Source organism: Kutzneria sp. NPDC052558 (assembly GCF_044547355.1).
In the GTDB taxonomy this organism is placed as follows: domain Bacteria; phylum Actinomycetota; class Actinomycetes; order Mycobacteriales; family Pseudonocardiaceae; genus Kutzneria.
Window position 1 is genome coordinate 310218 of the sequence record NZ_JBIUAG010000001.1, and the last position, 25853, is coordinate 336070.

At 71.2% G+C, this 25853-nt stretch carries 8 protein-coding genes; 1 reads left to right on the forward strand and 7 read right to left on the reverse strand.

What is annotated here, in order from left to right; all coding sequences use genetic code 11:
- The first annotated feature begins 36 nt into the window (after positions 1-36).
- The gene (locus ACIG5F_RS01515) at positions 37-609 is read left to right on the forward strand and encodes a TetR/AcrR family transcriptional regulator (RefSeq protein WP_396515399.1); all 573 of its coding nucleotides are present in this window, start codon (positions 37-39) and stop codon (positions 607-609) included.
- Here the strand turns inward: ACIG5F_RS01515 and ACIG5F_RS01520 are convergent.
- The 7 genes from ACIG5F_RS01520 to ACIG5F_RS01550 form a co-directional block, all read right to left on the reverse strand.
- Positions 573-3476, reverse strand: coding sequence for a LuxR C-terminal-related transcriptional regulator (locus ACIG5F_RS01520; protein ID WP_396515400.1), 2904 nt, complete (start codon positions 3474-3476; stop codon positions 573-575). The two genes, ACIG5F_RS01515 and ACIG5F_RS01520, sit on opposite strands and share 37 nt — an antisense overlap.
- A gap of 241 nt (positions 3477-3717) precedes the next feature.
- Positions 3718-4938: a class I SAM-dependent methyltransferase gene (locus tag ACIG5F_RS01525; RefSeq protein ID WP_396515401.1), complete on the reverse strand. Its 1221-nt coding sequence runs from the start codon at positions 4936-4938 to the stop codon at positions 3718-3720.
- Positions 4935-6089 carry a class I SAM-dependent methyltransferase gene (locus tag ACIG5F_RS01530; protein ID WP_396515402.1) on the reverse strand — a complete coding sequence of 385 codons (1155 nt, stop codon included), beginning with the start codon at positions 6087-6089 and terminating at the stop codon, positions 4935-4937. The genes ACIG5F_RS01525 and ACIG5F_RS01530 overlap by 4 nt, the downstream gene beginning before the upstream one ends.
- A gap of 23 nt (positions 6090-6112) precedes the next feature.
- A complete protein-coding gene (locus ACIG5F_RS01535) occupies positions 6113-7243 on the reverse strand; it encodes a nucleotide disphospho-sugar-binding domain-containing protein (RefSeq protein WP_396515403.1) in 1131 nt (376 codons plus the stop codon).
- 102 nt (positions 7244-7345) lie between these two features.
- Positions 7346-10186, reverse strand: coding sequence for a beta-ketoacyl synthase N-terminal-like domain-containing protein (locus tag ACIG5F_RS01540; protein ID WP_396515404.1), 2841 nt, complete (start codon positions 10184-10186; stop codon positions 7346-7348).
- A gap of 7 nt (positions 10187-10193) precedes the next feature.
- Positions 10194-20540 (reverse strand): SDR family NAD(P)-dependent oxidoreductase, encoded by a 10347-nt coding sequence (locus ACIG5F_RS01545; RefSeq protein ID WP_396515679.1) that lies wholly within the window; start codon positions 20538-20540, stop codon positions 10194-10196.
- On the reverse strand, positions 20485-25845 hold the full coding sequence (locus tag ACIG5F_RS01550) for an SDR family NAD(P)-dependent oxidoreductase (RefSeq protein WP_396515405.1): 5361 nt from the start codon (positions 25843-25845) through the stop codon (positions 20485-20487). The genes ACIG5F_RS01545 and ACIG5F_RS01550 overlap by 56 nt, the downstream gene beginning before the upstream one ends.
- Between the last annotated feature and the right edge of the window lie 8 nt (positions 25846-25853).

The window sequence follows — 25853 nt, forward strand, 5'->3', positions numbered from 1 at the left end:
GGGCCGGTCAAGCGGCCGACGGAGGGGAGAGCGGGCATGGTTCGGAGAGACACCCGGCAGCGGATCCAGGACGCGGCCCTCGCGGTGTTCGCCGAGCGGGGCTTCGAGCAGGCCACGCTGCGGGAGATCGCCGAACGGCTGGAGATCACCCGGCCCGCGCTCTACTACCACTTCAAGACCAAGGAGGAGATCCTCGACGCGGCCATGAGCGACCTGCTCGTCCAACTGGACGACATGATCGCCTGGGCCGAGGGCCAGCCGCGCGAGATCGCCACCTACCGGGAGCTGCTGACCCGATTCGCCCTGCTGCTGATCGACCGGGTGCCGCTGGTGATGCGGCTGATGCAGGCCGAGGGCCGGGTCCGCTCCCGGCTGGTCGAGCAGACCATGGCGGTGCTGGCCCTGCTGACGCCGCCGGACCCGACGCCGGCCGAGCAGCTGCGGGCCCGGGGCGCGCTGACGACGGTGCTCGTCGCCAACGCTCCCCTGCCCCTCAAACCCGACGTGCCCAAGGCCGAGCGGGCCCGGATGGCCGTGGAGATCGCGGTCGAGCTGCTCGACCCGGCCCGGGCTCACGCCGTCTCGACCGCCTCCCACTCCCAGCCGTAGGCCGGCAGGCTGCTGCGGTGGTCCACGCTGAGCTTGCGGTAGATCCGGGTCAGGTGCTGCTCGACGGTGCTGGCGGTGATGAACAGCTTCTGGGCGATCTCCCGGTTGGTCATCCCGTACGCGGCGAGCGCCCCGACCCGGCGCTCGGCCTCGCTCAACGTGGCGATCGCGTTCTGCGCCTTGGGGTTCTTACGGCCCGAGGTCTGGCTCACCGGAGCCGGCACCTCGGGCGTCGGGCGGACCACGTCCTCCCGCGGCGCGGACGCGGCCGCCGCGAGCGGCCCGGCCAGCGGTTCGGCCCCGCACTCCACGGCCATCCGCCAGGCCCGCCGGGCGAACAGCTTGGCCCGGTCGGGATCCTGCAACGCCCGGTGGACCTGGGCCAGCTCGGCCAGGGCGAACGCGAGCTCGTAGCGGTCGTCGCTGCGCTGGAGCGTCTCGGCGGCCTCCCGTAACAGCTTCGGCCGCTTCTGGTTCGGGACCGTGGCCGCCAGTAGCCGCAAGGTGATGCCGGCCGTGCGAGATCCCCGGCTGCCGACCAGAGTCAGCTGCTCTTCGAGCAACTCACGGGCTCGTGCCGCGCCGCCGATCTTCAGCAGCGCGGCGGCCGCCCCCGTGCGCCACGGCAGGAACGCCGGCTGGTCGATACCCCATCGCCGGGCCAACCGTCCACATGCGAGGAAGTCGTCCAGCGCCGCCGTCGGCATGCCCGCGGCCAGGTAGTAGTGGCCGCGGCCGATCCGGTAGCGCAGGCCGAATCCGGTCTGGAACAGCATCTCCGGGACTGGCCGCTTCAGGTGCTCAGTGGCCTCCTCGTGCCGGCCGGCCTGGGCCAGCGCGGTCAGCAGGATGCCCCGCACCAGGCCGATCGCCACGCCCCAGCTGGCCTCGGGCAGGCTCGCCAGCGCCAGCTCCGCGTAGTCGACGGCCTCGCGCAGCCGGCCCCGGCTCAACGCGACGTCCGCACGGACCATGGCCACCATCGCCCGCCCCAGCGACCGGCCGTGCGGGCCGTCCTCAGCCATGAACACCTCGCACCACCTGGCCGCGAGGTCGGCCCGCTCGGCGTAGACCAGGGTCAGCAGCGCGGTGACGACGTAGTCCATCAACGCGTACGTGGCCCGCGCGCTGCGCAGCACGTGCTCGGCCGAGGCGACGACGTCGGCGGTCGGCCCGCTGGTGATCACCTTGTGCAGCGCGGCATTCGCCCGATGCCGCAGGCCGACCGAGACGAGCACGTCGTCGTAGCCGGCCGGGGCGATCACCGCCGGCACCGCGCCCATCGCGTCGGCCAGCGGCGGGCAGACCAGCCGTAGCAACTGGCTGATCGAGTACAGTTCCGCCCTCGCCCGCTCGTCGCTGCCACCGTCGCCCAACTGCGCCAACAGATCGGTGGCCTCGGCGACCTGGCCGTGCCACAGCAGCAGCCGGATCACCACCGCGGCGTGCGGGATGTCGAGCTCGCCGCGACGACCGGCCTCGGTCAGCGCCCCGAGATGGCGCATGGCCCGGGTCGGATCCAGGATCCACTCGGCGCCGGCCAGCCGCACGCGGGTGCGGATCCGTTGCACATCCCCGAGATTGGCGCTGGTGGTGGCCAGCCGCAGGCACGCCACCGCGCCCTCGGCCCGGCCTTCGAGCCGGAGCTGGACGGCCGCCGACTCCAGGACTTCGACCGTCCACGGCTCGTCGACGTGTTCGGCGGCGATGAGGTGCTCGGCGACGGCGGTCGCCGGCATTCCTTCGTGGTACAGCAGATTCGCGGCCTCGCGGTGCAGACGGGCCTTGGTGTCGGCCGGGATCGCCGACAGCACCGCCGCCCGCGCGACCTCGTGCCGGAAACTGCCGTCATGCAACAGGCCGGCGGCTGCGGCCCGGTCCATGAGGCTGACGACCTCACCGGCCCCCAGGTCCAGGAGGCCGGCGATGCGGGCCGGCGTGGTCTCGCCGAGGATGGCGATCGCCCGGATCACGCCGATCACCCCCTGGGCATCCTGGTGCAGGCAGCACAGATAGGCCTGCCGGTAGTAGTCGCCGGGCTCGATGACACTGTCGTCGTGGTCGGCGTGCCGGTGATCTTCGAGCAGGCCCCGCACGAGCGTCGGATTGCCGCCGCTGCCGCACATCCAGTGCGCCAGCCGCTCGGCTGTGGTCGGCACGCCGAAGCCGGCGGCGAGAGCCTCGATCTCGGCCTCGCTCATCGGCGGCACCGTGAACGCCCGACTGTCGGCCCCCTGCATCAGCTCGGACAGCCAGTGCGGGAACGGCGAGGACTCCAGCGGCTGCAAGCCGCCGACGACCAGCGCCAGTCCCGGCGCGGGCCGGCGGGACACGAGGCACAGCAGGCTGCGCAGGGAGCCGGCGTCGATGTGCTGCACCTCGTCGATCGCGATCAGCACCGGCCGCTCGGCGGCCAGCGCCAGCAGGAGGTCACACAGCCCGAACACGACCCGGCGTTCCCGGAACTCGGCGACGACGCCCTCCCGCGTCCCCGCCGCCAGGCAGCTCTCGATCAGCCGGTGGGCCGCGTCGACCACTTCCGGCGGCAACGCGGCGTTGGAGAACAACTGCACGAACGCGGCGAACGGCAGCGCCGACTCCATCCGGGCCGCGGTGGCCCGCAGCACCACCGCCCCGCGTTCGACGGCGGCCCGGCCGGCCCCCTCGACGGCCTCGCGCACGCCGGCCACGGACATGCCGGTGACGACCGCTAGCGGCCCCGACCCGGTCCAGTCTCCCCCGATGAAATCACGTAACGATACTCTGCCATTTCCATCCTGCACGGCCCCCTCCAGAGCGATTACGCGGACAACACGCGGTCGCGGGACGGGGCCCCCGGATATGTAAATCGAAATCCATTTCCCCACCCCCGGGATCGGAGACTACCGGACGGCGTTCGACAGAGGCAAGAAGACCAAAGCAAAAAGCGTGACCAATCCGGACAAAAGTAACTATTCTCCCAGAAAGGAATTAACAATACGGAAATAGGCCAGGTCCCGAACAATCGGGTCACAGTCCCGTCCACCGAACGGCCGACCCGATTCACGCCGAACGGCCCGCCGCGCCGACAACGCCGGTCGCGACGGGCCGTTCGGCGGAAAAACTCGGTCAGCTCGACGGCCGGGGCGAACGCGGAATCCATTCCGGAATTCCGCCCTCGGCGTTCACGCCTTTGTCGATGAACGCGATGTTGTGGTAGACGTGCAGGCCGACGGCCTGTTCCTCCAGGGTGCGGGGCACCGCCGCCGGGACGTGCGCGCGCTCCTCGTGGTGCAGGGCGTCGGTGATCGTCTTGAGCAGTCCGATGCTGGTCGCGGCCGAGTTGACGTCGGCGTCGTCGCCGCCGTAGCCGGGGCAGAACGAGGTCCACAGATCCTCGACCACGTAGACGCCGCCCGGCCTCAGGTGCGGGAACAGCTCGCGCAGCGAGGTGTGGATGTGCTGATTGACGTGACTGCCATCATCTACAATCACGTCGAAGGGACCGTACCGCTCAACTATTTCCCGGAGCTGCTCCGGGTCGTTCTGGTCGGCCTTGACCGTGACCAGTCGCGGCTCGTCGAGCTCGGACTTGTCGAAGATGTCCATGCCGAACACGATGCCCCGGCTGAAGTAATGCTTCCAGGCCCGCAGCGACCCGCCCTGGCCGCCGCCGGCGGCATTGTTGTAGCCGCCGATGCCGATTTCCAGGAATCGCACCGGCTGGTCCCGCAGATGGCCGATGTGCCGCTCGTAGTGCGGCGTGAACCAGTGGTGGACCCCGCATTTGTCCGAGCCGTAGCGCAGCATCAGCTCGTCCAGCCCGGCCCGCGGCGCCGACCACGCCTGGTTCAACGTCTGCAGGGCCTGGGAGATCTGGTGCATCGTCGACTTGAACGTGGCCATCGCCTTCGCCGGCTCGCGCTCGGCGCCGGGGCCCAGGCTCTTGGGCGAGTACCGCAGCTCGGTGCTGTGCAGGCGGCCGAGCGGCGCGTGGGCCGGGCCGAACAGCGCCCGGGCGAAGTCCGCGAGCTCGAAGCCGATCGCCGCGTGCTGCTCCCGCCCCTGCCAGGGCTGCGACAGCAGCCCGACCTTGGCCGTCGCCGTCAGCTCGAACGAGGACACCGAGCCCTCGTGCGTGAGATCGAGGCGGACCACGATCTCCTCGTCGTTGAGCGGTCTCGGCGCTCGGAAGACGAGCTCGTCGACCAGCAGGCCGGCCACCCGCTCGGGGCCGATGTCGGCCAGCGCGGCCCGCAGGTCGCGGTCCCGGAAGGTGGCCAGGACCAGCTGCTCCACCACGCCGTTCACGTCGGCCGGGACCTCGGTCCGAAGCTGTTCGACGGTCATACCGCGCCCCCTTGGCGCAGCCAGGCCGGCGCGCCCTGCTCGTGGTTGATGCCCTTGCCGAGAAAAGCCAGGTTGTGGGTGACGAAGACGTCCGACGGGTGGCCGGCGGCCCAGGCCGCGTCGTCGTCGACGGTGTCGTACTCGCGCCGGTGGATCCCGTCCAGCAGCTCCTTGAGCAGCCCCATGGTGGTGGCCGACGAGCCGGGCGGGCGCTGGCCGCCGAACTCCGGCCAGTACGAGGTCTGCAGGTCCTCGATCACGTAGTAGCCGCCCGGCCGCACGTGCGGGAACAGCGCCTCGAAGCTGGTGCGGACGTGCTCGTTGCGGTGGCTGCCGTCGTCGATGACGATGTCGAACGGCCCGTGCTCGGCCGCGAAGGCGGCCAGCCCGGCGGCGTCGCCCTGGTCGCCGACGACGGTCCTGATCCGCGGGCCGGCGATCTCCTTGGGGAAGATGTCCAGGCCGTAGACCAAGCCGCGCGGGAAGTACTCCTGCCACATCGCCAGCGACCCGCCGCCGGCGCGCTCGTCGTCGTAGCCGCCGATGCCGATCTCCAGCACCCGCACCGGCTCGAACCGCATGGCCTGGAAGTGCCGGTGGTAGTGCGGCGTGTACCAGTGCAGGAAACCCCACTTGTCGGAGCCGAAGCGGGTGGCCAGCTCGGCCAGGCCCGGCGTGGGCGCGGTGATCGCGGCGATCACCGCCTGCATGGTGCGCAGCGTGCCGTCGAACTTCTTCTTGGCCAGCAGCCGCGCCTCCCGGTCGGCCAGGCCCGGGTCGCTCGGCACCGGCAGCCGGACCTGCTGCGAGCTCGACTCGTAGCCGTCACGGTTGCGGAACACCAGCCGCACCAGGTCGACCACCTCGTACCGCAGCACGACCAGATCCGTCGCCTCGTCGGCACCCGCCCGCAGCACGCTGTCCACAAAGGACACCGTACGGGCGGTCACCTCGCTGCCGGACAGGACTTCCAGCGCGATCGGGATGCCGGCGACACCGGCCGGCGCCACCGCCCGCGCGGCGATCTCCGCCACCAGCACGTCAACTACAGCCGCCGGTCCCACCCGGTCGACCACTTCCTGCACGTCGCTGTCGCGACCGCCGACGGCGACGGCCAACTCCTCGACAACCGACCACGGCTCCACCTGCACAGTGCTCGTTCCTCCCACGGTGTTCAGCCGGCCAGTCCGGCCAGTTCCGGGACCAGCGACGCGGGGCTGGGCATCTCCGCGATCTCCTGCCGCACCTCCCGCGCGGCCTTGGCCAGGGTCTCGTCGGCGACGAGCCGGGCCAGCAGGTCCGCGTCGACCTCGCCGACACCGGCGGTCAACGCGGCCCCGTGCCCGGCCAGGATCTCCGCGTTGATGTCGCGGTCGGACCCGTCGGGCGTGATCAGCTGGGGCAGGCCGGCCTCCAGCACGGCCAGCGAGGTGCCGGAGCCGCCGTGGTGGATGGCCGCCGACGAGACCCGCAGCAGCGAGTTCCACGGCACCCAGCCGGCCACCCGCACGTTCGGCGGCAGCTCGCCCCAGTCGTTGTCCTTGGCCTGCCCCAACGCCAGCACGAAGTCCGCGTCCACATCGGGCGCGGTCTCGATCACCCGGCGCACCAGGTCGAGGCCGCCCATACGCGGCGAGACCGTGCCGACGGTCAGCGCGATCAGCGGCCGCTCGGCCGGCCGGGCCAGCCAGTCCGGCAGCTCGCCGCCGGCGCTGTAGGACACCGGGCGCAGCGACCAGCCGTCCGGCTCGCCGTCGATCAGGCTGGGCGGGGCGATGTCCAGCACTCTGACGTCGGTCGGCACCTCGACACCGTGGCGCTCGAAGGTCGGGGCCAGCTCTTCCAGCATCGCCGCCCGCAGCGGGGCGGTGCGGATGAGGCCCAGGTCGTGCTGCACCGCCGGCACGCCCAGCTTGCCCGCGGCGATCAGGCCGACCGGCGAAATGTACTCGTACACCACGAGATCCGGCTGCCACCACTGGGCAAACTCCACCAGCCCGTCCGCGACCACGTCGTTGACGTGGGCGAACAGCCGGCAGAAGGCCACCCGGTCGCGGCCGAGCGAGCCGGCGGTGGCGCGCATCAGGTCCGGCCGCGAGGGCGCGGCCACGTTGAACAGCTCGTGGTACATCTGCACACCCGGCGCGATGTTCCGCCACGGCAGGCCACTCGGGGTGATGATCGGCTCGGCGCCCTCGTAGGACGCGAACACGACCTCGTGGCCGGCCGCCCGCAGCGCCCAGGCCAACGGAATCATCGGGAACACATGCCCGTACGCGGGCGCGGAGTGGAACAGAACGCGCACGATGAACCTGCTTTCCTGGTGAGGTGTCTCAACGTAACGGCGCTGCGGCGCGGCTTTTCGCGGCTCGGCGCGGATAGGGGAGGCTAGGGGTGCGTAGGGGGATCAGCCCGCCCAGGTGGCCTCGAACAGCCAGCCGCGCAGGCCGCTGCCGACGGCGGCCAGGTCGACCGGCCGCAGGGCGACGGAGTCGATGTGCAGCACGGGTTCGCCGGCTTCGGACACCGCCAGCACCGAGACTTCGTTGTCCCCGCAGGGAGTTAGCCGTACCCGGAGCCGGGTCGGCATTTCGGCGTGCTGGGTGACGCCTCGCCAGGTGTGGGGCAGGAGCAGTTGGCCGTCGGCCGCCATCAGTGGCTGTAGTGCGGCGTCGAGCAGCTCCGGTACTGAGGCAACGGCCACTTCGGCGAACAGTTCCGGGCCACCCCGCCAGATCATCTGCACGCCGCGGAAACGGGGACCGTGGACCAGACCTGCTTCGTTGAGTACTGCGTAGAGATCGTCGGTGCCGTGCTCGGTCGCTCCTGTTGGTGGCCAGGTGTCGATGCGGGTTCCGGGCTTTGTCGCCGGTCCCCGGGAGACGACGGCTTCGGCGTTGGTCACCCAGGGTTCGGCCGGCGCGCGGGAGGAGATGGTGCAGATCTGGTGCCGGGCATCCGCTCCCGGCGACAGGGCCGCTCTCACTTGGATCTCCCCCGTGTCCGGCACGGTCATCGGCGTGAGGATCGTCAGGTCGTCAAGCACGGCATGGCCGCAGCCGGCGCCGACGGTCATTGCCATGTCCACCAGGGTTGCGCCCGGCACCGAAATGGCTCCCAGCACTCGGTGCTCCGCGAGCCAGGGATGGGTGCGGACCGACAGCCGGCCGGTGTGGATCGCGTTGTCGCCGGGCGATTCGACTATCGCCTTGAGTATGGGGTGGTCGACCGGGTTCAGGCCGGCGGCGGCCGGGTCGACGGCGGATTCCGGGCCGTTGAGCCAGTAACGCCGCCGTTGAAAGGCATAGGTCGGCAGTCCGATCACCCGACCACCCCAGCTCTCTCCCACCGCACGCCATGACACCGGCAGTCCCCGGACCCAGAGGTCGGCCAGGACCTCGTATGGGGTTTGGCGCAGGGCTTCGAGGTCGACCGTGAAGGCCGGTTCCTCGGCGCTGTCGAGAGGCGGGACTTGCAGTGTCTCGGGCACGGTGCCCATCGCGAAGTCCGGTCGTACGCCCCAGGTTTCCAGCTGACGGCACAGGCTTTCGTCGGTCCCTGCTCGGAAGAGGAAGGCGACCCGGCCGGCGCGGGCCTCGCCGGTGATCAGGTTCGGCGCTTCCTCGTCACGGCTCAGCGCGGCCAGACCCTGTCGCAGCTCGTCCAGGTTCCGGCCGTGGATCACCGCTCGGTGGGCGAAGGTCGAGCGGGTCGTCGCCAGCGACCGGGCGATGTCCGCCGCCGAAGTGGGGTCGGTTGCCGCTAGTCGCAGCGCCTGGCTGATCAGGGCCGGGCGGGACTTCGCCGACAGCACCCAGGCGAACGGTCCCTGATCTGGTTGTGGCGCCTCGACTTCTGCTTCGGCGGCTTCGAGGACGAGGTGGGCGTTGGTGCCGGAGATGCCGAACGACGACACCGCCGCCCGCCGGGGTCGGCCGGTCGCCGGCCACGGGCGGGCCTCGGTCAGCAACTCCACCTGGCCGGCCGACCAGTCCACGTGGGAGGACGGCGTGTCGACGTGCAGGGTCTTGGGCAACGTGTCGGCCTGCATGGCCAGCACGATCTTGATGATCCCGCCGACACCGGCCGCCGCCTGGGCGTGGCCCATGTTCGATTTCAGCGAGCCCAGCCACAGCGGCTCGGCCCGGTCCTGGCCGTAGGTGGCCAGAAGTGCCTGTGCCTCAATGGGATCGCCAAGTTTGGTTCCGGTGCCGTGGGCCTCCACGACATCGACGTCCTCAGTGGACAGACCGGCGTCGGTCAGCGCGGCGCGGATCACCCGCTGCTGCGATGGGCCGTTCGGCGCAGTCAAGCCGTTCGAAGCGCCGTCCTGGTTCACCGCCGAACCCCGGATGGTGGCCAGGACCTGGTGCCCGTTACGGCGGGCGTCGGACAGCCGTTCCAGCACCACGACGCCGGCGCCTTCGGCCCAGCCGGTGCCGTCGGCGGCATCGGCGAAGGACCGGCAGCGGCCGTCGGGCGACAGGCCGCGCTGGCGCGAGAACTCCACGAAGACCGACGGCGTGGCCAGCACCGTCACGCCGCCGGCCAGCGCCAGCTCGCACTCGCCGCTGCGCAGTGACTGCACGGCCAGATGTGTTGCCACCAGGGAGGATGAGCAGGCCGTGTCCACGGTGATCGCCGGGCCCTCCAGGCCGAGCGTGTAGGCCACGCGGCCGGAGACGACGCTGCCGCCGCCGGCGATGCCGAGCAGAAAGCCTTCCAGCTCAGCGGGAACACCGCTGGTGGAGAAGCGGCCGCCGTAGTCCCCGTACATCACGCCGGTGAACACACCGGTCGCGCTTCCCTTCAACGCTAACGGATCGATGCCGGCCCGCTCCACCGCCTCCCAACCCAGCTCCAGCAACAGCCGCTGCTGCGGGTCGGTGGCCAAGGCCTCGCGGGGTGACAAACCGAAGAACTCCGCGTCGAAATTTCCTACGCCGTCGAGGAAACCGCCCTCGCGGACGTAGGACTTGCCGATCACCTCGGGGTCGGGGTCGTACAGGCCGTCGACGTCCCAGCCGCGATCGCCGGGCATCGGGCCGACCACATCCCGGCCCTCGGCCACCACATCCCACAACGCCTCGGGTGAGTCCACGCCGCCCGGGAACCGGCACGACATGCCCACCACGGCAATCGGCTCGGACTTCGCCGCGGTGAGCTCGGCGAGCTGCTGGCGCAGCGCCGCGTTCTCCTTCACCGAGGCGCGCAACGCCTGCACGACCTGGTCGTTGGTCACAGCCATCGGTTCGTCAGCCTTCCTTCACCAGGTCGCCGAGCACGTACCCGACGAGGTCCTCGGCGTCCATCTCATCGATCTCCACCTCCGGCTGGGCCGGCACGTCGACGTCCCGCGCGAGGTCGACCAGCATCTTGGCCAGCCCGGCGGCACGCAGTCGGTCGAGCGGGATGGCCGCGATCGCCTGGCGCAGCTCCGCATCGCCTACGTTGGGCGGCGTGGCCGGGGCCAGCTCCTTGGCCAGCATGGTGGCGATCGCCGTCGGGGTCGGGTGGTCGAACACCAGCGTGGCCGGCAGCCGCAGGCCGGTCGCGGCAGTCAGCTCGTTCCTCAGCTCGACCGCCATGATCGAGTCGAAGCCGGCGTCCTGCAACGCCCGGTCCGGATCCACCGCGTCGGCGTTGGCGTAGCCCAGGATCCGCGCGGCCTTTTCCGTGACGAGCAGCGCCAACGCCCGGTCCCGGCCGGTGTCGTCCAGGCCAGCCAAGCGTTGTTGCAGCGACGTCTCCCCGCTGGTCGTGGGGCGCACGGCCCGACGCCGCAGCAGCCACGGCACATCGCTTCGGGCCGCCAGCGCGGCCTGGTCGATCCGCAGCGGCACCAGGTGCGGCCGGGGTGAGGCCAGTGCGCGGTCGAAGGCGGCCAGGCACTCCCCGACCGGCATGGGCGGGAATCCGCTGCGGCGCATGCGTTCCCGGTCTGCCGCGGTGAGCCGCCGGCCGAGACCCGTTTCCACGTCCCACATCCCGTACGACAGCGACACCGCGGCCAGTCCCTGGCCGTGCCGGTGCTGCGCGAGCGCGTCGAGGAACACGTTGGCCGCGGCGTAATGCCCCTGCCCTTCGGCCAGGACCAGGCCGCCGGCCGAGGACAGCAGCACGAACGCCGCCAGCGGCCGGTCCCGGGTCAGCTCGTGCAGGTGCCAGGCCGCGTCGACCTTCGGCCCGAACACCGCGTCGACCCGGGCTGGCGTCAGGTCGCCGATCAGGCCGCCGTCGCCGATGCCGGCCGCGTGCACGATTCCGGTCAGCGGCCGGTCGTCCGGGATGGCGTTCAGCAGGCCGGCGACGGACTTCCGGTCAGTGAGGTCGCAGGCGACGACCGTCGGGGCGGCCCCGAGTTCCGTCAGCTCGGCCAGCAACTCGGTGACGCCGGGCGTGTCCGGGCCCCGGCGGCCGGCCAGCAGCAGGTGCCGGATCCCGTGCGCGGTCACGAGGTGTCGGGCGATCACCGCGCCGATGCCGCCGGCGCCACCGGTGATCAGCACCGTTCCCGCCGGATCCAGCTGGCGGCCCGGCTCCGGCGCCGGCGACGCGGCGACCAGCCGGGGCACCCGCAGTTCTCCTTGCCGGACAACGATTTCGTCGGCACCCGCCGCCACGGCCTCGGCAATGACCTGCGGCGACGGCAGGTCGTCCACGTCCACCAGCACGATGCGGCCCGGGTTCTCCGCCTGCGCCGCCCGGACCAGTCCCCACACCGGGGCCTGCCCCAGGTCGACCGTGGCGCCGCGGGTCACGACCGCCAGCCGGGACGAGCCGTAGCGAGGGTCGTCGAGCCAGGCCTGGAGCAGGCTCAGCACCTGCTTCGCGACCTGGTGGGCCGTGTCGATCACGGGCCCGTCCGGCGTGACCACCACATAGGCGACGGTGTCCGGAATGGCCGTCAACGCAGCGAGATCCTCGGACGTGGACACGATCGTCGGCAGCGGTCCGGACTCTGTCGTGATCGGCGTCCAGGTGACCTCGTACAGGTCACGCCCGCGCGGGGCCAGCTGCTCGACCGACACCGGCCGGGCCGCGACCGCGTCCACCGACAGCACCGGTTCACCGGACTCGGTGACGGCGAGGATCGACACCGTGTCGTCGCCGGTCGGCCGTAACCGGACCCGCATCGCCGTGGCACCAACCGTGTGCAGGGCCGCGCCACGCCAGGAGAACGGCAGCATCGGCTGCCCCTTGTCCTCGCGGGCCAGCAGTCCCGCGTGCATGGCCGCGTCGAACAGCGCCGGGTGCACGAGGAATCCGTTGGCAGCGGCCGGATCGGGCAGCGTGACCTCGGCATACACGTCCGCGCCGAGCGACCAGGCCGCGTTGAGGCCGCGGAACATCGGCCCGTAGCCGAAGCCGTCGATGTCCAAGGCGTCGTAGGCGTTGTCGACGGCTATCGACACGCTGCCGACCGGCGGCCACGTCGTGAGATCACCGACCGCTTGGCCGGTCGCGACGAGCGCGCCTTCGGCATGGGCCGTCCAGGGGCCATGGGATTCGGTCCTGGAGTGGATGCCGCAGGTTCGGCGACCGTCCTCATCGGACGCCGACAGCACGACCTGGATGTACACCTCGCCCTCATCCGGCACGATCATCGGCGCCGCGAGCGTCAACTCCTCCACCACGCCGCAACCGACCTCGTCGCCGGCGCGGACGGCCATCTCCACCAGCGCCGTGCCGGGCACGATGACCGTGCCGTGCACCCGATGATCAGCCAGCCAGGGATGGCTCCGCAGTGACAGGCGGCCGCTGACGACCGTCGTGTCCGAATCGGCCGCAGTCGTCACGGCCTTCAGCACCGCGTGATCGACCGTGGCCAGCCCGGCGGCCGCCAGATCCGGGGTCATCGGCGGGGTGTCGAGCCAGTACCGGCGGCGCTGGAAGGGATACGTGGGCAGATCCACACGGCGGCCGCCGCCGATTATCCCCTTCCAGGACACGGGTGCGCCGGCCACCCACGCCTGCCCGACCGCCGCGATGACCGACTCGACCTCGTCCCGGCGGGGGTGCATGAGCGGCGCGGACCACACGTCCTCGCGGTCGACGAGCGCGCTCAGCACCGCCCCCGGCCCCAGCTCCAGAAATCCGGTCACCCGCTGGTCGAGCAGGGTGCGCAGGCCGTCGGCGAACCGGACCGGCCGGCGGACGTGCTCGACCCAGTAGCTCGGGTCGCACACCTCGGCGGTCGCCGCCTCGCCGGTCGTGTTGGAGATCAAGCCGATTCGCGGCGGGTGGTAGGTCACAGACCGCGCGACTTCTTCGAAGTCGGCCAGCATGGCGTCCATCAGCGGCGAGTGGAACGCGTGGCTGACCCGCAACCACGTCCGCTTGCGGTCGCCAAGCAGGTTTTCCACGTCCTCAAGCGCCGCACGATCACCGGACAGCACCACGGATCCGGGCGCGTTGATCGCCGCCAGGGAGATCTTCTCCCGGCCGGCCAGCCAAACCGAAGCCTCATCCTCCGTCGCCGCGACGGCCAGCATCGCCCCGCCGGTGGGCAGGGCCTGCATCAGACGGGCCCGCGCGGCCACCAGCCGGCACGCGTCGTCGAGGGAGAACACCCCGGCCACGTGGGCGGCGGCCAGCTCGCCGATCGAGTGCCCCATCACGTAATCCGGCCGCACTCCCCACGATTCGAGCAGCCGGTACAGCGCGACCCCGACCGCGAACAGCCCGGTCTGCGCGTAGCGAGTCTGGTTCAGGGTGTCGGCCGGGCCGGCGGCGATCACCTCGGCGAGGGGGTCAGCCGCCAGGTGTTCGTCCAGCCGCGCGCAGACGTCGTCGAATGCCTCGGCGAACACCGGGAACGCTTGCCGCAGCCGCGTTCCCATGCCCACGGCCTGCGATCCCTGCCCGGGGAACAGGAACACCAGGCTGGTCGCACCGGCGGCGGTACCGGTGCGGAATCCCGCGGCCACGCCGGGGCTCTCGCCTGAGGCGAGGTCCCGCAAGGCGTCCCGGCCCCAGACCACCGCGCGATGCTCCAGCTCGGCCCTGGTCGTCGCCAACGACCACGCCACGTCCACAGTGGACTGATCGACGTCGAGCAGGCGCTGCGCCTGGGTCTTCAGCGCTGCGGCGGACCGTGCCGACAACACCAATGGCAGCACCTCTGAAGGCGTGGCCTCGACTGTGTCCGGGGTTTCGGCCACGGCTTCGAGGACGAGGTGGGCGTTGGTGCCGGAGATACCGAACGACGACACCGCCGCCCGCCGGGGCCGACCGGTTTCCGGCCACGGCCGGGCCTCGGTCAGCAGCTCCACCGCGCCCGAGGACCAGTCCACGTGCGAAGAGCGGTCGTCGGCGTGCAGGGTCTTGGGCAGCACGCCGTGGCGCATCGCCTGCACCATCTTGATCACGGCGGCCACGCCGGCCGCCGCCTGCGTGTGGCCCATGTTCGATTTGATCGACCCCAGCCACAGCGGCTCCGACCGGTCCTGGCCGTAGGTCGCCAGCAGCGCCTGGGCTTCGATCGGGTCGCCCAGCGCGGTGCCGGTCCCGTGGGCCTCCACCGCATCGACGTCCGAAGTGGACAGACCGGCGTTGGCCAGCGCGGCCAGGATCACCCGTTGCTGGGAGGGCCCGTTCGGGGCGGTCAGCCCGTTCGACGCACCGTCCTGGTTCACCGCCGAGCCCTTCAGCACGGCCAGGACCTGGTGGCCGTGGCGGCGCGCGTCGGACAGCCGCTCCAGCACGACCATGCCGGCGCCCTCGGCCCAGCCCGTGCCATCGGCACCGTCCGAAAAGGACTTGCAACGGCCGTCGGGCGACAATCCGCGCTGGCGGGAGAACTCCACGAAGGCCGAGGGCGTGGCCATCACCGTCACGCCGCCGGCCAGCGCCAGGTCGCACTCGCCCGTCCGCAGCGACTGCGCGGCCAGATGCATCGTCACCAGGGACGACGAACACGCCGTGTCCAGCGTGACGGCCGGGCCCTCCAGGCCCAGCACGTAGGAGACGCGGCCGGATGCGGCGCTGGGCTGGCTGCCGACCAGGTATCCCTCCAGATCGGCCGGCAGTGGCGCCACGGTGAACCGGCCGGCATAGTCGCCGTACATCACGCCGGTGAACACGCCGGTCGCGCTGCCCTTCAACGCCAACGGATCGATGCCGGCCCGCTCCACCGCCTCCCAGCCGACCTCCAACAGCAGCCGCTGCTGCGGGTCCGTGGCCAAGGCCTCCCTCGGCGACATCCCGAAGAACTCGGCGTCGAAATCCGCCGCGCCGCTGAGGAATCCGCCTTCACGGACGTAGGACTTCCCGACTGCGGCCGGATCCGGATCGAACAGGCCTTCGACATCCCAGCCGCGATCACCCGGCCACGCGCCGACCACATCCCGGCCCTCGGCCACCACATCCCACAGCGCCTCCGGCGAATCCACCCCGCCCGGGAAGCGGCAGGCCATGCCCACCACCACGATCGGGTCGTCATCGGTGCTGGTCACGGCCACCGGCCGGGCCGTTTCCGGGCCGGAGTTCGTGGTCCGGCTTGCCAGATGTTCGGCCAGCGCCAACGGGGTCGGGTAGTCGAACACTACGGTGGCCGGCAGCGCCAGGCCAGTCGCGGCGGTGACGGCGTTGCGCAGCTCGATCGCCATCAGCGAGTCGAAACCCTGCTCGGTGAAGGACCGCGCGAGGTCGACGCTCCGCTCGTCGGCCTGGCCGAGGACCACAGCGACGTGCGTGCGGACCAGCGCCGCCGCTTGCTGCTCGCGGTCGGCCTGATCCAGGGTTGCCATCCGTTGCGCCCAGCCCGAATCGGCGGCCGACACCGCGGCCGATGTCCGCCGGGAGCTGCGGACCAGGCCGCGCAGCACCGACGGCACCACATCCCGGGCCCGCCAGGCCGCCGGATTCAGCTCCGCGGCAACGACAGTCGCTCGTCCGAGGTCCATGCCCGCGTCCAGCAGGCCGAGCCCCTCGTCGACCGTCAGCGGCCCGACACCCGCGCGCCGCATCCGCTCCAGGTCGGCGGCGGTCAGCCCGGCCGTCATGCCGCCGGCGTTCGCCCACAGGCCCCAGGCCAGCGACACGGCTGGCAGGCCGATCGCCTGTCGGTGGCGGGCCAGGCAATCCAGGAACGCGTTGGCCGCCGCGTAGTTGGCCTGCCCGCCACCACCCAGCACGCCCGAAACGGACGAGAACAGCACGAACGCCGACAGGTTCGCGTCTCGCGTCAGCTCGTGCAGGTTCGTGGCCCCCACGACCTTCGGGGCCAACACCCGGTCGAGCTGCTCGTCGGTCATCTGCTCGATCACGGCGTCGTCCACGACGCCGGCCGCGTGCACGACCCCGGTCAGATTCGGGATCCGTGCCAGCAGGTCGGCCAGTGCCGCTCGATCCGTGACGTCACAAGCCACGACCTCGACGTCTGCGGCCAGTTCCTCGGCCGCCACCCCGGTGCGGCTGGTCAGCACCAGGCTCCGGACCCCGCACCGGTCGACCAGGTGCCGCGCCACCACCGCGCCCAGGCCGCTGGTACCGCCGGTGATCAGCACCGTGCCATCGCCCCAGGTGCCGGTCGGTTCGGCCGTTCGGGCAGCGACCAGGCGTGGCGCGAGGATTTCGCCGTGCCGGATCAGGATCTCGGTCTCGTCGGTGATCGCGGCCAGCAGCCGGGTCGGGTAGTCGTCGTCGGTGTCGATCAGCAGGAACCGGCCGGGGTGTTCGGTCTGCGCGGAGCGGATCATCCCGTGCACCACCGAGGAAGCCAGCCCCTCGACGGTGCCGTCGACGACGCCCCGGGTGATCACTGCCAGCCGGCTGCCGGCGGTCCACTCCTCGGCCAGCCACTCCCGTATGAACCCCAGCATCCGATGCGCCGAGCTCTTCGCGGTGGATTCCGCGCTGCGCAACAGAACGATGTCCGGGACCAGCCGACCGGCCTCGATTTCGGCGCTCAGACTTGCCAGGTCGCTGAGGAACACCGCGTCGGCGGCCTCGGTCACCGCTACCGGCGTCCATTCCGTCACCAGCAACGAACTGCTCGACGCCCGCAGCTGACCAGCAGCGACCGGCCGTAGCGTCAGGGATTCGACGGTCGCCACCGGGCGGCCGTTCGGGTCGGTCGCGACGATGCTGACGGTGTCGGGGCCGATCTGGCGGACCAGCACCCGCAACGCGACCGCCTGCGTGGCGAACACGGTCACGCCGCTCCACGCGAACGGCAGGCGACGGTCCCCTGGGGCGTGGCCGAGGACGTGCAGGGCCGCGTCGAACAGCGCCGGGTGCATCACGAAGCCGGTCGGGTCGACGTCCTCCGGGAGACTGACCTCGGCGAACTGGTCCTGGCCGGCGTGCCACGCGGCCCGCAGGCCCCGGAACGCCGGCCCGTAGTCGAGTCCGCTGCCGGCCAACGTGTCGTACAGGTCGGCGACGTCGAGCGGAATCGCCGCAGGCGGCCACGCATCGATCTCTTGCGCCTCCGGGGCAACCGCGGTGAGAGTGCCGGCGGCGTGCCGGAGCCAGGCCTGGTCACGGCGGTCGCCGGCCCGCGATTCGATGACGCACGAACGGTTTCCGGCCTCGTCCGCCGCCGACACCGTGACCCGGACGTACACATCGGCGTCGGCGGGCACGATCAGCGGGGCCTCGATGGTCAGCTCACGCACCGTGCCGGCACCGACCTCGTCGCCGGCACGGATGGCCAGCTCCACCAACCCGGTGCCGGGCACCAGAACCGTGCCGTCAACCGCGTGATCGGCCAGCCAGGGATGGCTGCGCAGCGACAGCCGGCCGGTCGCCACCACCGAATCCGTGGCCACCAGCAGGGCTTTCAGCACCGGATGGTCGACGGTGTCGAGGCCGGCGGCGGTGAGGTCGCCGGCGAAGGTCGGGGCGTCGAGCCAGTACCGCTCCCGCTGGAACGCGTACGTCGGCAGTTCGACCACCCGCCCGTCCAGCCCGGCGAAGACCCCCTCCCACGAGACCTCGGTGCCAGCAGCCCACAACGCACCGAGCGCGGCGACGACGGCTTCCGGCGCGGGCCGCTTCGACGGCAGCACCGGCACCCGGCACACCGGCCCGTCGACCAGCGCCGTCAGCACCGAGCCGGGTCCCATCTCCACGAACCGGTCCGCGCCCTGTTCGAGCGCGGCCCGCACGCCGTCGGCGAACCGGACCGGCTGCCGCACATGCCGCACCCAGTACCCCGGATCGCACACCAGCTCCGCGTCGGCCAATTTGCCGGTGGTGTTGGAGATCAGGCCGATGGTGGGCGGCTGGAACGTCCAACCGCCGATGACCTCGGCGAACTCGTCGAGCATCGCATCCATCTGCGGGGAGTGGAAGCCGTGGCTCACCCGCAGCCAAGTCCGTTTACGGTCGCCGAGTCCGGCTTCGATCTCGGCCAGCTCTCGACGATCACCCGACAGCACAACCGATCCCGGCGCGTTGAGCGCGGCGACGGACACCCGGTCCGTCATCCACTCCCCCGCTTCTTCCTCGGTGGCGGCGATCGCAAGCATCGCGCCGTCCCCGGGGACGGCCTGCATCAACCGCCCGCGCGCGGCGACCAGGGCGCAGGCCTGATCGAGGGAGAACACCCCGGCCACGTGGGCGGCGGCCACCTCGCCGATCGAGTGCCCCATCACGAGATCCGGCCGCACACCCCATGACTCGAACAGTCGGAACAGGCCCACGCCGAACACGAACAGCGCGGCCTGGGCATACATGGTCTGGTTGATCAGCCCGCCGAGTTCGCTGTCCGCATCGGCCGACATCACTTCCGCCACAGCGTGTTCGGCGTGGCCGGCGAGGTGGCGGTCGAGTTCGGCGCACGCGGCGTCAACGGTCTCGGCGAACACCGGAAACGCCTGTCGCAGCCCAGGCAGAAGGCCCGCCGCCTGGGAGCCCTGGCCGGGGAACAGGAACACCAGCCGACCCGACCCGTCGGCTTGGGCACCGGTCAGATTCCGGAGTCCGTAGACCATTTCGTCGCGGCGGCGTCCGACCACCACGGCGCGATGCTCGAACGTCGTCCTCGTCGTCGCCAGCGACCAGCCGACGTCCACCGGGGACTGCCCGTCAATGAAGTCCGCCAGCTGACGAGCCTGGTCGATTAGTGCGGCGGGCGTTGCCGCGGACAACACCCACGGCACCAAGGGTTTTTCCGTTGCGCGGGCTTCGGGTGCGACGGGCTCACCGGCTTCGAGAATGACATGGGCGTTGGTGCCGGAGATGCCGAACGCGGAGACCGCCGCCCGGCGCGGCCGATCGACCGCCGGCCACTCGCGGGCCTCGGCCAACAACTGGACGCCACCCTCGGTCCAGTCCACTTGGGACGACGGACTGTCCACATGCAACGTCTGCGGCAACACGCCGTGGCGCATGGCCAGCACCATCTTGATGACGCCGCCGACACCGGCCGCCGCCTGGGCGTGCCCGATGTTGGACTTCAGCGAGCCCAACCACAGCGGCTCGTCCCGGCCGTGGCCGTAGGTCGCCAGCAGGGCCTGGGCCTCGATCGGGTCGCCGAGCCGGGTCCCGGTGGCGTGGGCCTCGACCACGTCGACGTCGGCGGTGGTAAGGCCGGCGCTCTTGAGGGCCTGCCGGATCAGCCGCTGCTGGGCCGGGCCGTTGGGCGCGGTCATCCCGTTCGACGCACCGTCCTGGTTGACCGCCGAACCCCGCAGCACAGCCAGGATGTTGTGCCCGTTGCGGCGCGCGTCGGACAGCCGCTCCAGCACCAGCATGCCGGCGCCCTCGGCCCAGCCCGTGCCGTCGGCACCGTCCGAAAAGGACTTGCAGCGACCGTCGGGCGACAAGCCACGCTGCCGGGAGAACTCCACGAAGATCGTCGGCGTGGCCATCACCGTGACGCCACCGGCCAGCGCCAGATCGCATTCCCGGCCGCGCAACGCCTGTACCGCCAAATGCATCGACACCAGCGACGACGAGCAGGCCGTGTCCACGGTGACGGCCGGGCCCTCCAAGCCCAGGACGTAGGACACGCGGCCGGAGGCGACGCTGGGCCCGCTACCCATCAGCATGTATCCCTCCAGCTCGGAGGGCATGCCCGCCGCGGTGAAGCGGCCGCCGTAGTCGCTGTACATGACGCCGGCGAACGTGCCGGTGTTGGTGCCGCGCAACGTGGCCGGGTCGACGCCGGCCCGTTCGATCGCCTCCCACGCCACCTCCAGCAGCAGCCGCTGCTGCGGGTCGGTGGCCAGTGCCTCTCGCGGCGACATCCCGAAGAAGCCGGCGTCGAAATCGGCCGCCTCCAAGAGAAAACCGCCCTCACGCACCGAGGACTTGCCGACCGCGGCCGGGTCGGGGTCGAACAGGCCGTCCACGTCCCAGCCCCGGTTGTCCGGCCACGGCCCCACCGCGTCCCGGCCCTCGGACACCAGCCCCCACAGATCCTCCGGGGTCCGCACCCCGCCCGGATAGCGGCAGGCCATGCCGGCGATCGCCACCGGCTCCCGGCCGGCTTCCTCCAGTTCCCGCAGCTTCTCGTGCGCGCGCTGGGAATCGGCGATCGCCCGCTTCAGATAGTCCCGCAGCTTGTCGGTGTCAGACATTCGCCAATCCGCCCTACGCGCCGTAGTTGTTGTCGACCAGCCCGAACAGCTCGTCGTCGGTGGCCGAATCCAGCACCTGCTCGAACGAGTCCTCGACGCGCAGCTCGGCCAGCAGGTCCCGCAGGCACTGGGCGAGCTCGTCCCGGCGCTCCGCGTCCTGGCCGGCGGCGCGCACCGTCCGCTGGATGCCGTCGAGCAGGCCCGGGAAGTCGCCGCCGATGGCCCGGGTCAGCAGATGCACGGCCAGGGCGGCCGCGGTCGGATGGTCGAAGATGGTGGTGGCGGGCAGTTTCAGCCCGGTCACCGCGGCCAGCCGGTTGCGCAGTTCGACGCCGGTCAGCGAGTCGAAGCCCTGCTCGGTGAACGCCCGGTCGACGTCCACCACCCCGGGATCGGTGTGTCCGAGCACAACGGCGACCTGCTTGCGGACCATCTCCAGCACCGCGCGGCGGCGCTCCGGCTCGGCCAACGCGGCCAGCCAGCGGGCCCACACGGCGGCACCGGCGTCCTGGCCGGATTCCGTCACGGTGACGGTCCGCTGGCGGCCCCGTACCAACCCGCGCAGCATCGACGGCACCTGCGGCGCGGGATCCTGGGCCCGGGCGGCGGGATTCAGCTTCGCCGTCACCACGCACCGCTCCGACGAGACGACGGCCGCGTCCAGCATGGCCAGGACGTCGGCGCTGGTCATCTCCTCGATGCCGGATCGCCGGACCCGGGCCCGGCCGGCAGCGTCGAGGCCGCCGGTCATGCCGCTGGCCTGATCCCACAGGCCCCACGCCAACGACAGCGCCGGCCGTCCCTCCTGCTGGCGCATCGTCGCCAGCTGGTCGAGCACGACGTTGGCCGCCGCGTAGTTGGCCTGACCGCCGCCGCCGAGCACGCCCGACGCCGAGGAGAACAGCACGAACGCCTGGAGGTCGGCGTCTTGCGTCAGCTCGTGCAGGTTCCAGGCCGCCAGCACCTTCGGCGCCAGCACACGCTGCACCTGTTCGACGGTCATCGACTCGATCACCGCGTCGTCCAGCACACCGGCCGCGTGCACCACTGCCGTCAACCGATGCTGGGCTAGCACCCGACTCAGTGCCTCGCGATCGGCCGTGTCACACGCCACCATGTCAACGGCCGCGCCGGCGGCGGTCAGCTCCGCTTCGAGTTCCGAGGCACCAGGGGCAGCCAGGCCGGATCGGCTCAGCAGCAACAGGTTCCGGACGCCGTGGGCGGTCACCAGGTGCCGCGCCACCAGCGCGCCGAGGCCTCCGGTGCCGCCGGTGATGACGACAGTGCCGTCGCCCCAAGGGTTCCGGTCCTGAGCTGGGGCGGGTTGACGGCGGAGCCGGGGTGCGAACGGCTCGCCGTCGCGGAGGACCAGCTCGGTCTCGGTCGTGCCGAGTATCGCCGGCACCACCGGCATCGACTGGTCGTCGTCGACCTCGATGTAGGTGAACCGGCCGGGATGTTCGCTCTGGGCGGCCCGGACCATGCCGCGGATGGCGGCGGCCGCCAGTCCGGTCGTCCGGGTGACGATCACCAGTCGGCAGCTGGTGAATCGGTCGTCGGCGAGCCAGGACTGGAGAACGGTCATCGTGCGGACGGTGGTCTCGGACACCGCTTCCGGCACGGTCTCGGCGGTCACGGGGTCATGGCGCAGCACAACCGTGTCCGGAGTGGACAGTCCGGCGTGGAGGGCCAGCCGCAGGCCGTCGAGGTCGTCGAAGGCGTCCTGGCAGCCGAGGTCTTCTGACAGGTGGCCCACCAGCACCCAAGATCCATCCACATCGGACTTCGGGACCGGGTTCCACTCCGGGACCAGCAGCGATTCGCCGCGCAGGTTCCCGGTGATCGCCCGCAGGGTGAGCGCGCCGATCGAGGCGACCGATCGGCCGGTGTCGTCGGCGAGGTCGACCGACACCGCCGTTCCATCGACCCGTATCCGTACCCGCAGCGACACCGCGCCGGTGGCCGACATCGTCACGTCCCGCCAGCTGAACGGGAGCTGGCCGGCGAATCTCGGGGTGCCGTCCTCGTTCTCGTACAGGCCAAGGGGGTGCAGGGCCGCGTCCAGCAGCGCCGGGTGCAGGCCGAACCGGCTGGCGCCGCTTCGGATGCTCTCGGGCAGGCTCACCTCGGCGTAGAGCTCGTCGCCGTCGCGCCAGAGTACTTTCAGGCCACGGAATCCCGGCCCGTACTCGAGCCCGGCCGCCGCCAGCAGGTCGTAGAGGCCGTCGATGTCGACCGGGGTTGTGCCCGCCGGCGGCCAGCTCTCGACCATCAGGTCGGCCGCCGGTTTGCCGGTCTCGGCCAGGGTCGCTTCGGCGTGCCGGACCCACTCGGCGGCCTGGTTCTCGGGGCTGGAGTACACCGTCAGTTTGCGCTGGCCGTCGGCGTCGGGAGCGCCGACGGCCAGCCGAATGCGGACACCGCTATCGTTCGGCACGAGCAGCGGCGCTTCGAGGGTCATCTCCTCGACCACCGCGCATCCGACCTCGTCCGCGGCCCGCAAAGCCATTTCCACCAGCGCCGCCCCCGGCACGACCACCACGCCGCCGACTGCGTGATCGGCCAGCCATGGATGCGACCGCAGCGACAGCCGCCCGGTCAGCGTCACGCCTTCCGACTCCGGCGTCGGCAGCATCGCCCGCAGCACGCCGTGATCCACCGCATCCAGGCCCGCCCCGCCCACATCGCCCTCGGCGGCCGGCGCCCCCAGCCAGTACCGAACGTGCTGGAAGGCATACGTGGGCAGATCGACCCGCCGGCCAGTCACCACCTTGTCCCAGTGCACGTCGACGCCCGCCACCCAGGCCCTGGCCAGGGCCTGCACGAACTGTTCCGTCTCCGGCTCGTCCCGGCGCAGGCTCGCGCCGACCACTCCGCCGCCGCACTCCTCGAGGGTCTGCTCGACGCTCATCGTCAACACCGGATGCGGGCTGATCTCCAGGAAACTCCGCATTCCCTGCCCGGTCAGCTCTCGTACCACGTCGTGGAACCGCACCGGCTGCCGCAGATTGCGGTACCAGTACTCGGCATCCAGCTCGGCCGTGTCGATCAGCTCACCGGTGACCGTCGAATAGAACGGCACCTCGCCCTTACGCGGCTCGATCCCCTTCAGCAGCTCGGCCAGCTCGCCTTGGATCGACTCCACCTGGGCTGAGTGCGACGCGTAATCCACCGGAATCCGCCGCACGCGAACACCTTCGGCTTCAAGCTGGGCAACGAACCCATCCAGCGCCACCCGCTCACCCGACACCACCACCGCCGACGGCCCATTCACCGCCGCAACATCGAGTGGGCCGAACAGCCGTTCCCGCACCTCAGACACCGGCAACGACACCGATACCATGCCGCCGGTGCCGGCAATCGCCCTCAACGCACGACTGCGCAGCGCAACAATTCGGGCCGCATCCGACAACGACAACGCACCAGCAACACACGCCGCCGCGATCTCCCCTTGCGAGTGGCCGACAACCGCCACCGGCTCGACCCCACAAGCGCGCCACAGAGCCGCCAGCGACACCATCACCGCGAACAACACCGGCTGAACCACATCAACCTGGTCGAGCTCCTGTGCTCCCATCAGCACGTCAACCAGCGACCAGTCAACGAACTCACTCAGTGCCTGGGCACAACGCTCGATCTCGTCGGCGAACACCGGCGAGGACGCCATCAGCTCCCGCGCCATCCCCACCCACTGCGACCCCTGCCCCGGAAACACGAACACCGGCCCACCGGCCGACGCCACTCCGGTCACCGCACCTGACTCAAGGTCCCGCAGCCGGGCCCGGAGGATCTCCAGATCCGACCCCCACACCACCGCCCGATGCTCCAGCGCACCCCTGGTCATGGCCAACGACCAGCCAACATCTGCAGCAGACCCGCCGGCATCCACATGCTCCAGCAGCTGGGCGGCCTGGGCCTTCAGGGCCGTCGCCGATCGGGCCGACAGCACCCACGGCACGACGCCGGACAGAGCCGTTGCACCACCAGGGATTTCCGTCGCGACCTCGTCGACGGACTCCAGGATGATGTGGGCATTGGTGCCGGAGATGCCGAAGGACGAGACGGCGGCCCGGCGGGGGCGGTCGCTCGCCGGCCACGGCTGGGCGTCGCTCAACAGCTTCACGGCGCCGGCTGACCAGTCCACATGGGACGATGGGTGGTCGACGTGCAAGGTCCGAGCCAGGATGCCGGCCCGTAACGCCATCACCATCTTGATGACGCCGCCGACGCCGGCGGCAGCCTGGGAGTGGCCGATGTTCGACTTCAGGGAGCCCAGCCACAGCGGCACATCGCGCCCCTGGCCGTAGGTGGCGAGAATCGCCTGGGCCTCAATGGGATCGCCCAGAGTGGTGCCGGTGCCGTGGGCCTCGACGACATCCACGTCCGCAGTGGACAGCCCCGCGTCGGTCAAGGCCGCACGGATCACCCGTTGCTGCGACGGGCCGTTGGGCGCGGTCAAGCCGTTCGACGCGCCGTCCTGGTTGACCGCCGAACCCCGCACCACAGCCAGGACTTTATGGCCGTTGCGGCGAGCGTCGGACAACCGCTCCAACAACACCACGCCCGCGCCTTCGGCGAAGTTGGTGCCGTCGGCGGCGTCGGCAAAGGGCTTGCACCGGCCGTCAATCGCGAGCCCGCGCTGGCGGGAGAACTCGGTGAAGACGGCGGGATCGGACAACACCGTGACGCCGGCGCCCACCGCGAGATCGCACTCCCCGTCACGAAGCGACCGCACGGCCTGGTGGATGGCGACCAGCGAGGACGAGCAGGCGGTGTCGATCGTGACGGCCGGGCCCTCCAGCCCGAAGACATAGGCGATGCGGCCGGAGGCGACGCTGGTCATGGTGCCGGTGATCAGGTAGCCCTCGATGGCCGCCCGGTCAGCGGCGGTGTCCCCGTAGCTCTGGGCGATGCAGCCGACGAAGACGCCGGTTCGACTGCCCCGCAAGGAGGTCACGTCGATGCCGGCGTGCTCGAAGGCCGCCCACGAGGTCTCCAGCAGCACCCGCTGCTGCGGATCGGTGGCGATGGCCTCCCGGGGACTGATGCCGAACAGCTCGGCGTCGAAATCCCCGGCGCCGTTGAGAAATCCGCCCTCACGGACGTAGGACTTGCCGGGTGCCTCGGGATCCGGGTCGAAGACGTCGCCCCAGCCCCGGTCCTCGGGCCACGGCCCGATGGCGTCGCGGCCGGCGGACACCAGGTCCCACAGGTCATCGGCGCTGCGCACGTCGCCGGGATACCGGCAGGCCATGCCCACGATCGCCACCGGCTCGGGCGCGGCCGCCTCCAGCTCGGCCAGCCGGTTGCGGGTGTCGAGCAGTTCGGCGGTGACGCGCTTGAGGTAGGCGCGCATCCGGTCCGTTTCGGTCACAACTGTCC

Coding starts and splice junctions, on each gene's coding strand:
- ACIG5F_RS01515 (WP_396515399.1), top strand. CDS start 37: ATGGTTCGGAGAGACACCCGGCAGCGGATCCAGGACGCGGCCCTCGCG.
- ACIG5F_RS01525 (WP_396515401.1), bottom strand. CDS start 4,938: ATGACCGTCGAACAGCTTCGGACCGAGGTCCCGGCCGACGTGAACGGC.
- ACIG5F_RS01540 (WP_396515404.1), bottom strand. CDS start 10,186: ATGGCTGTGACCAACGACCAGGTCGTGCAGGCGTTGCGCGCCTCGGTG.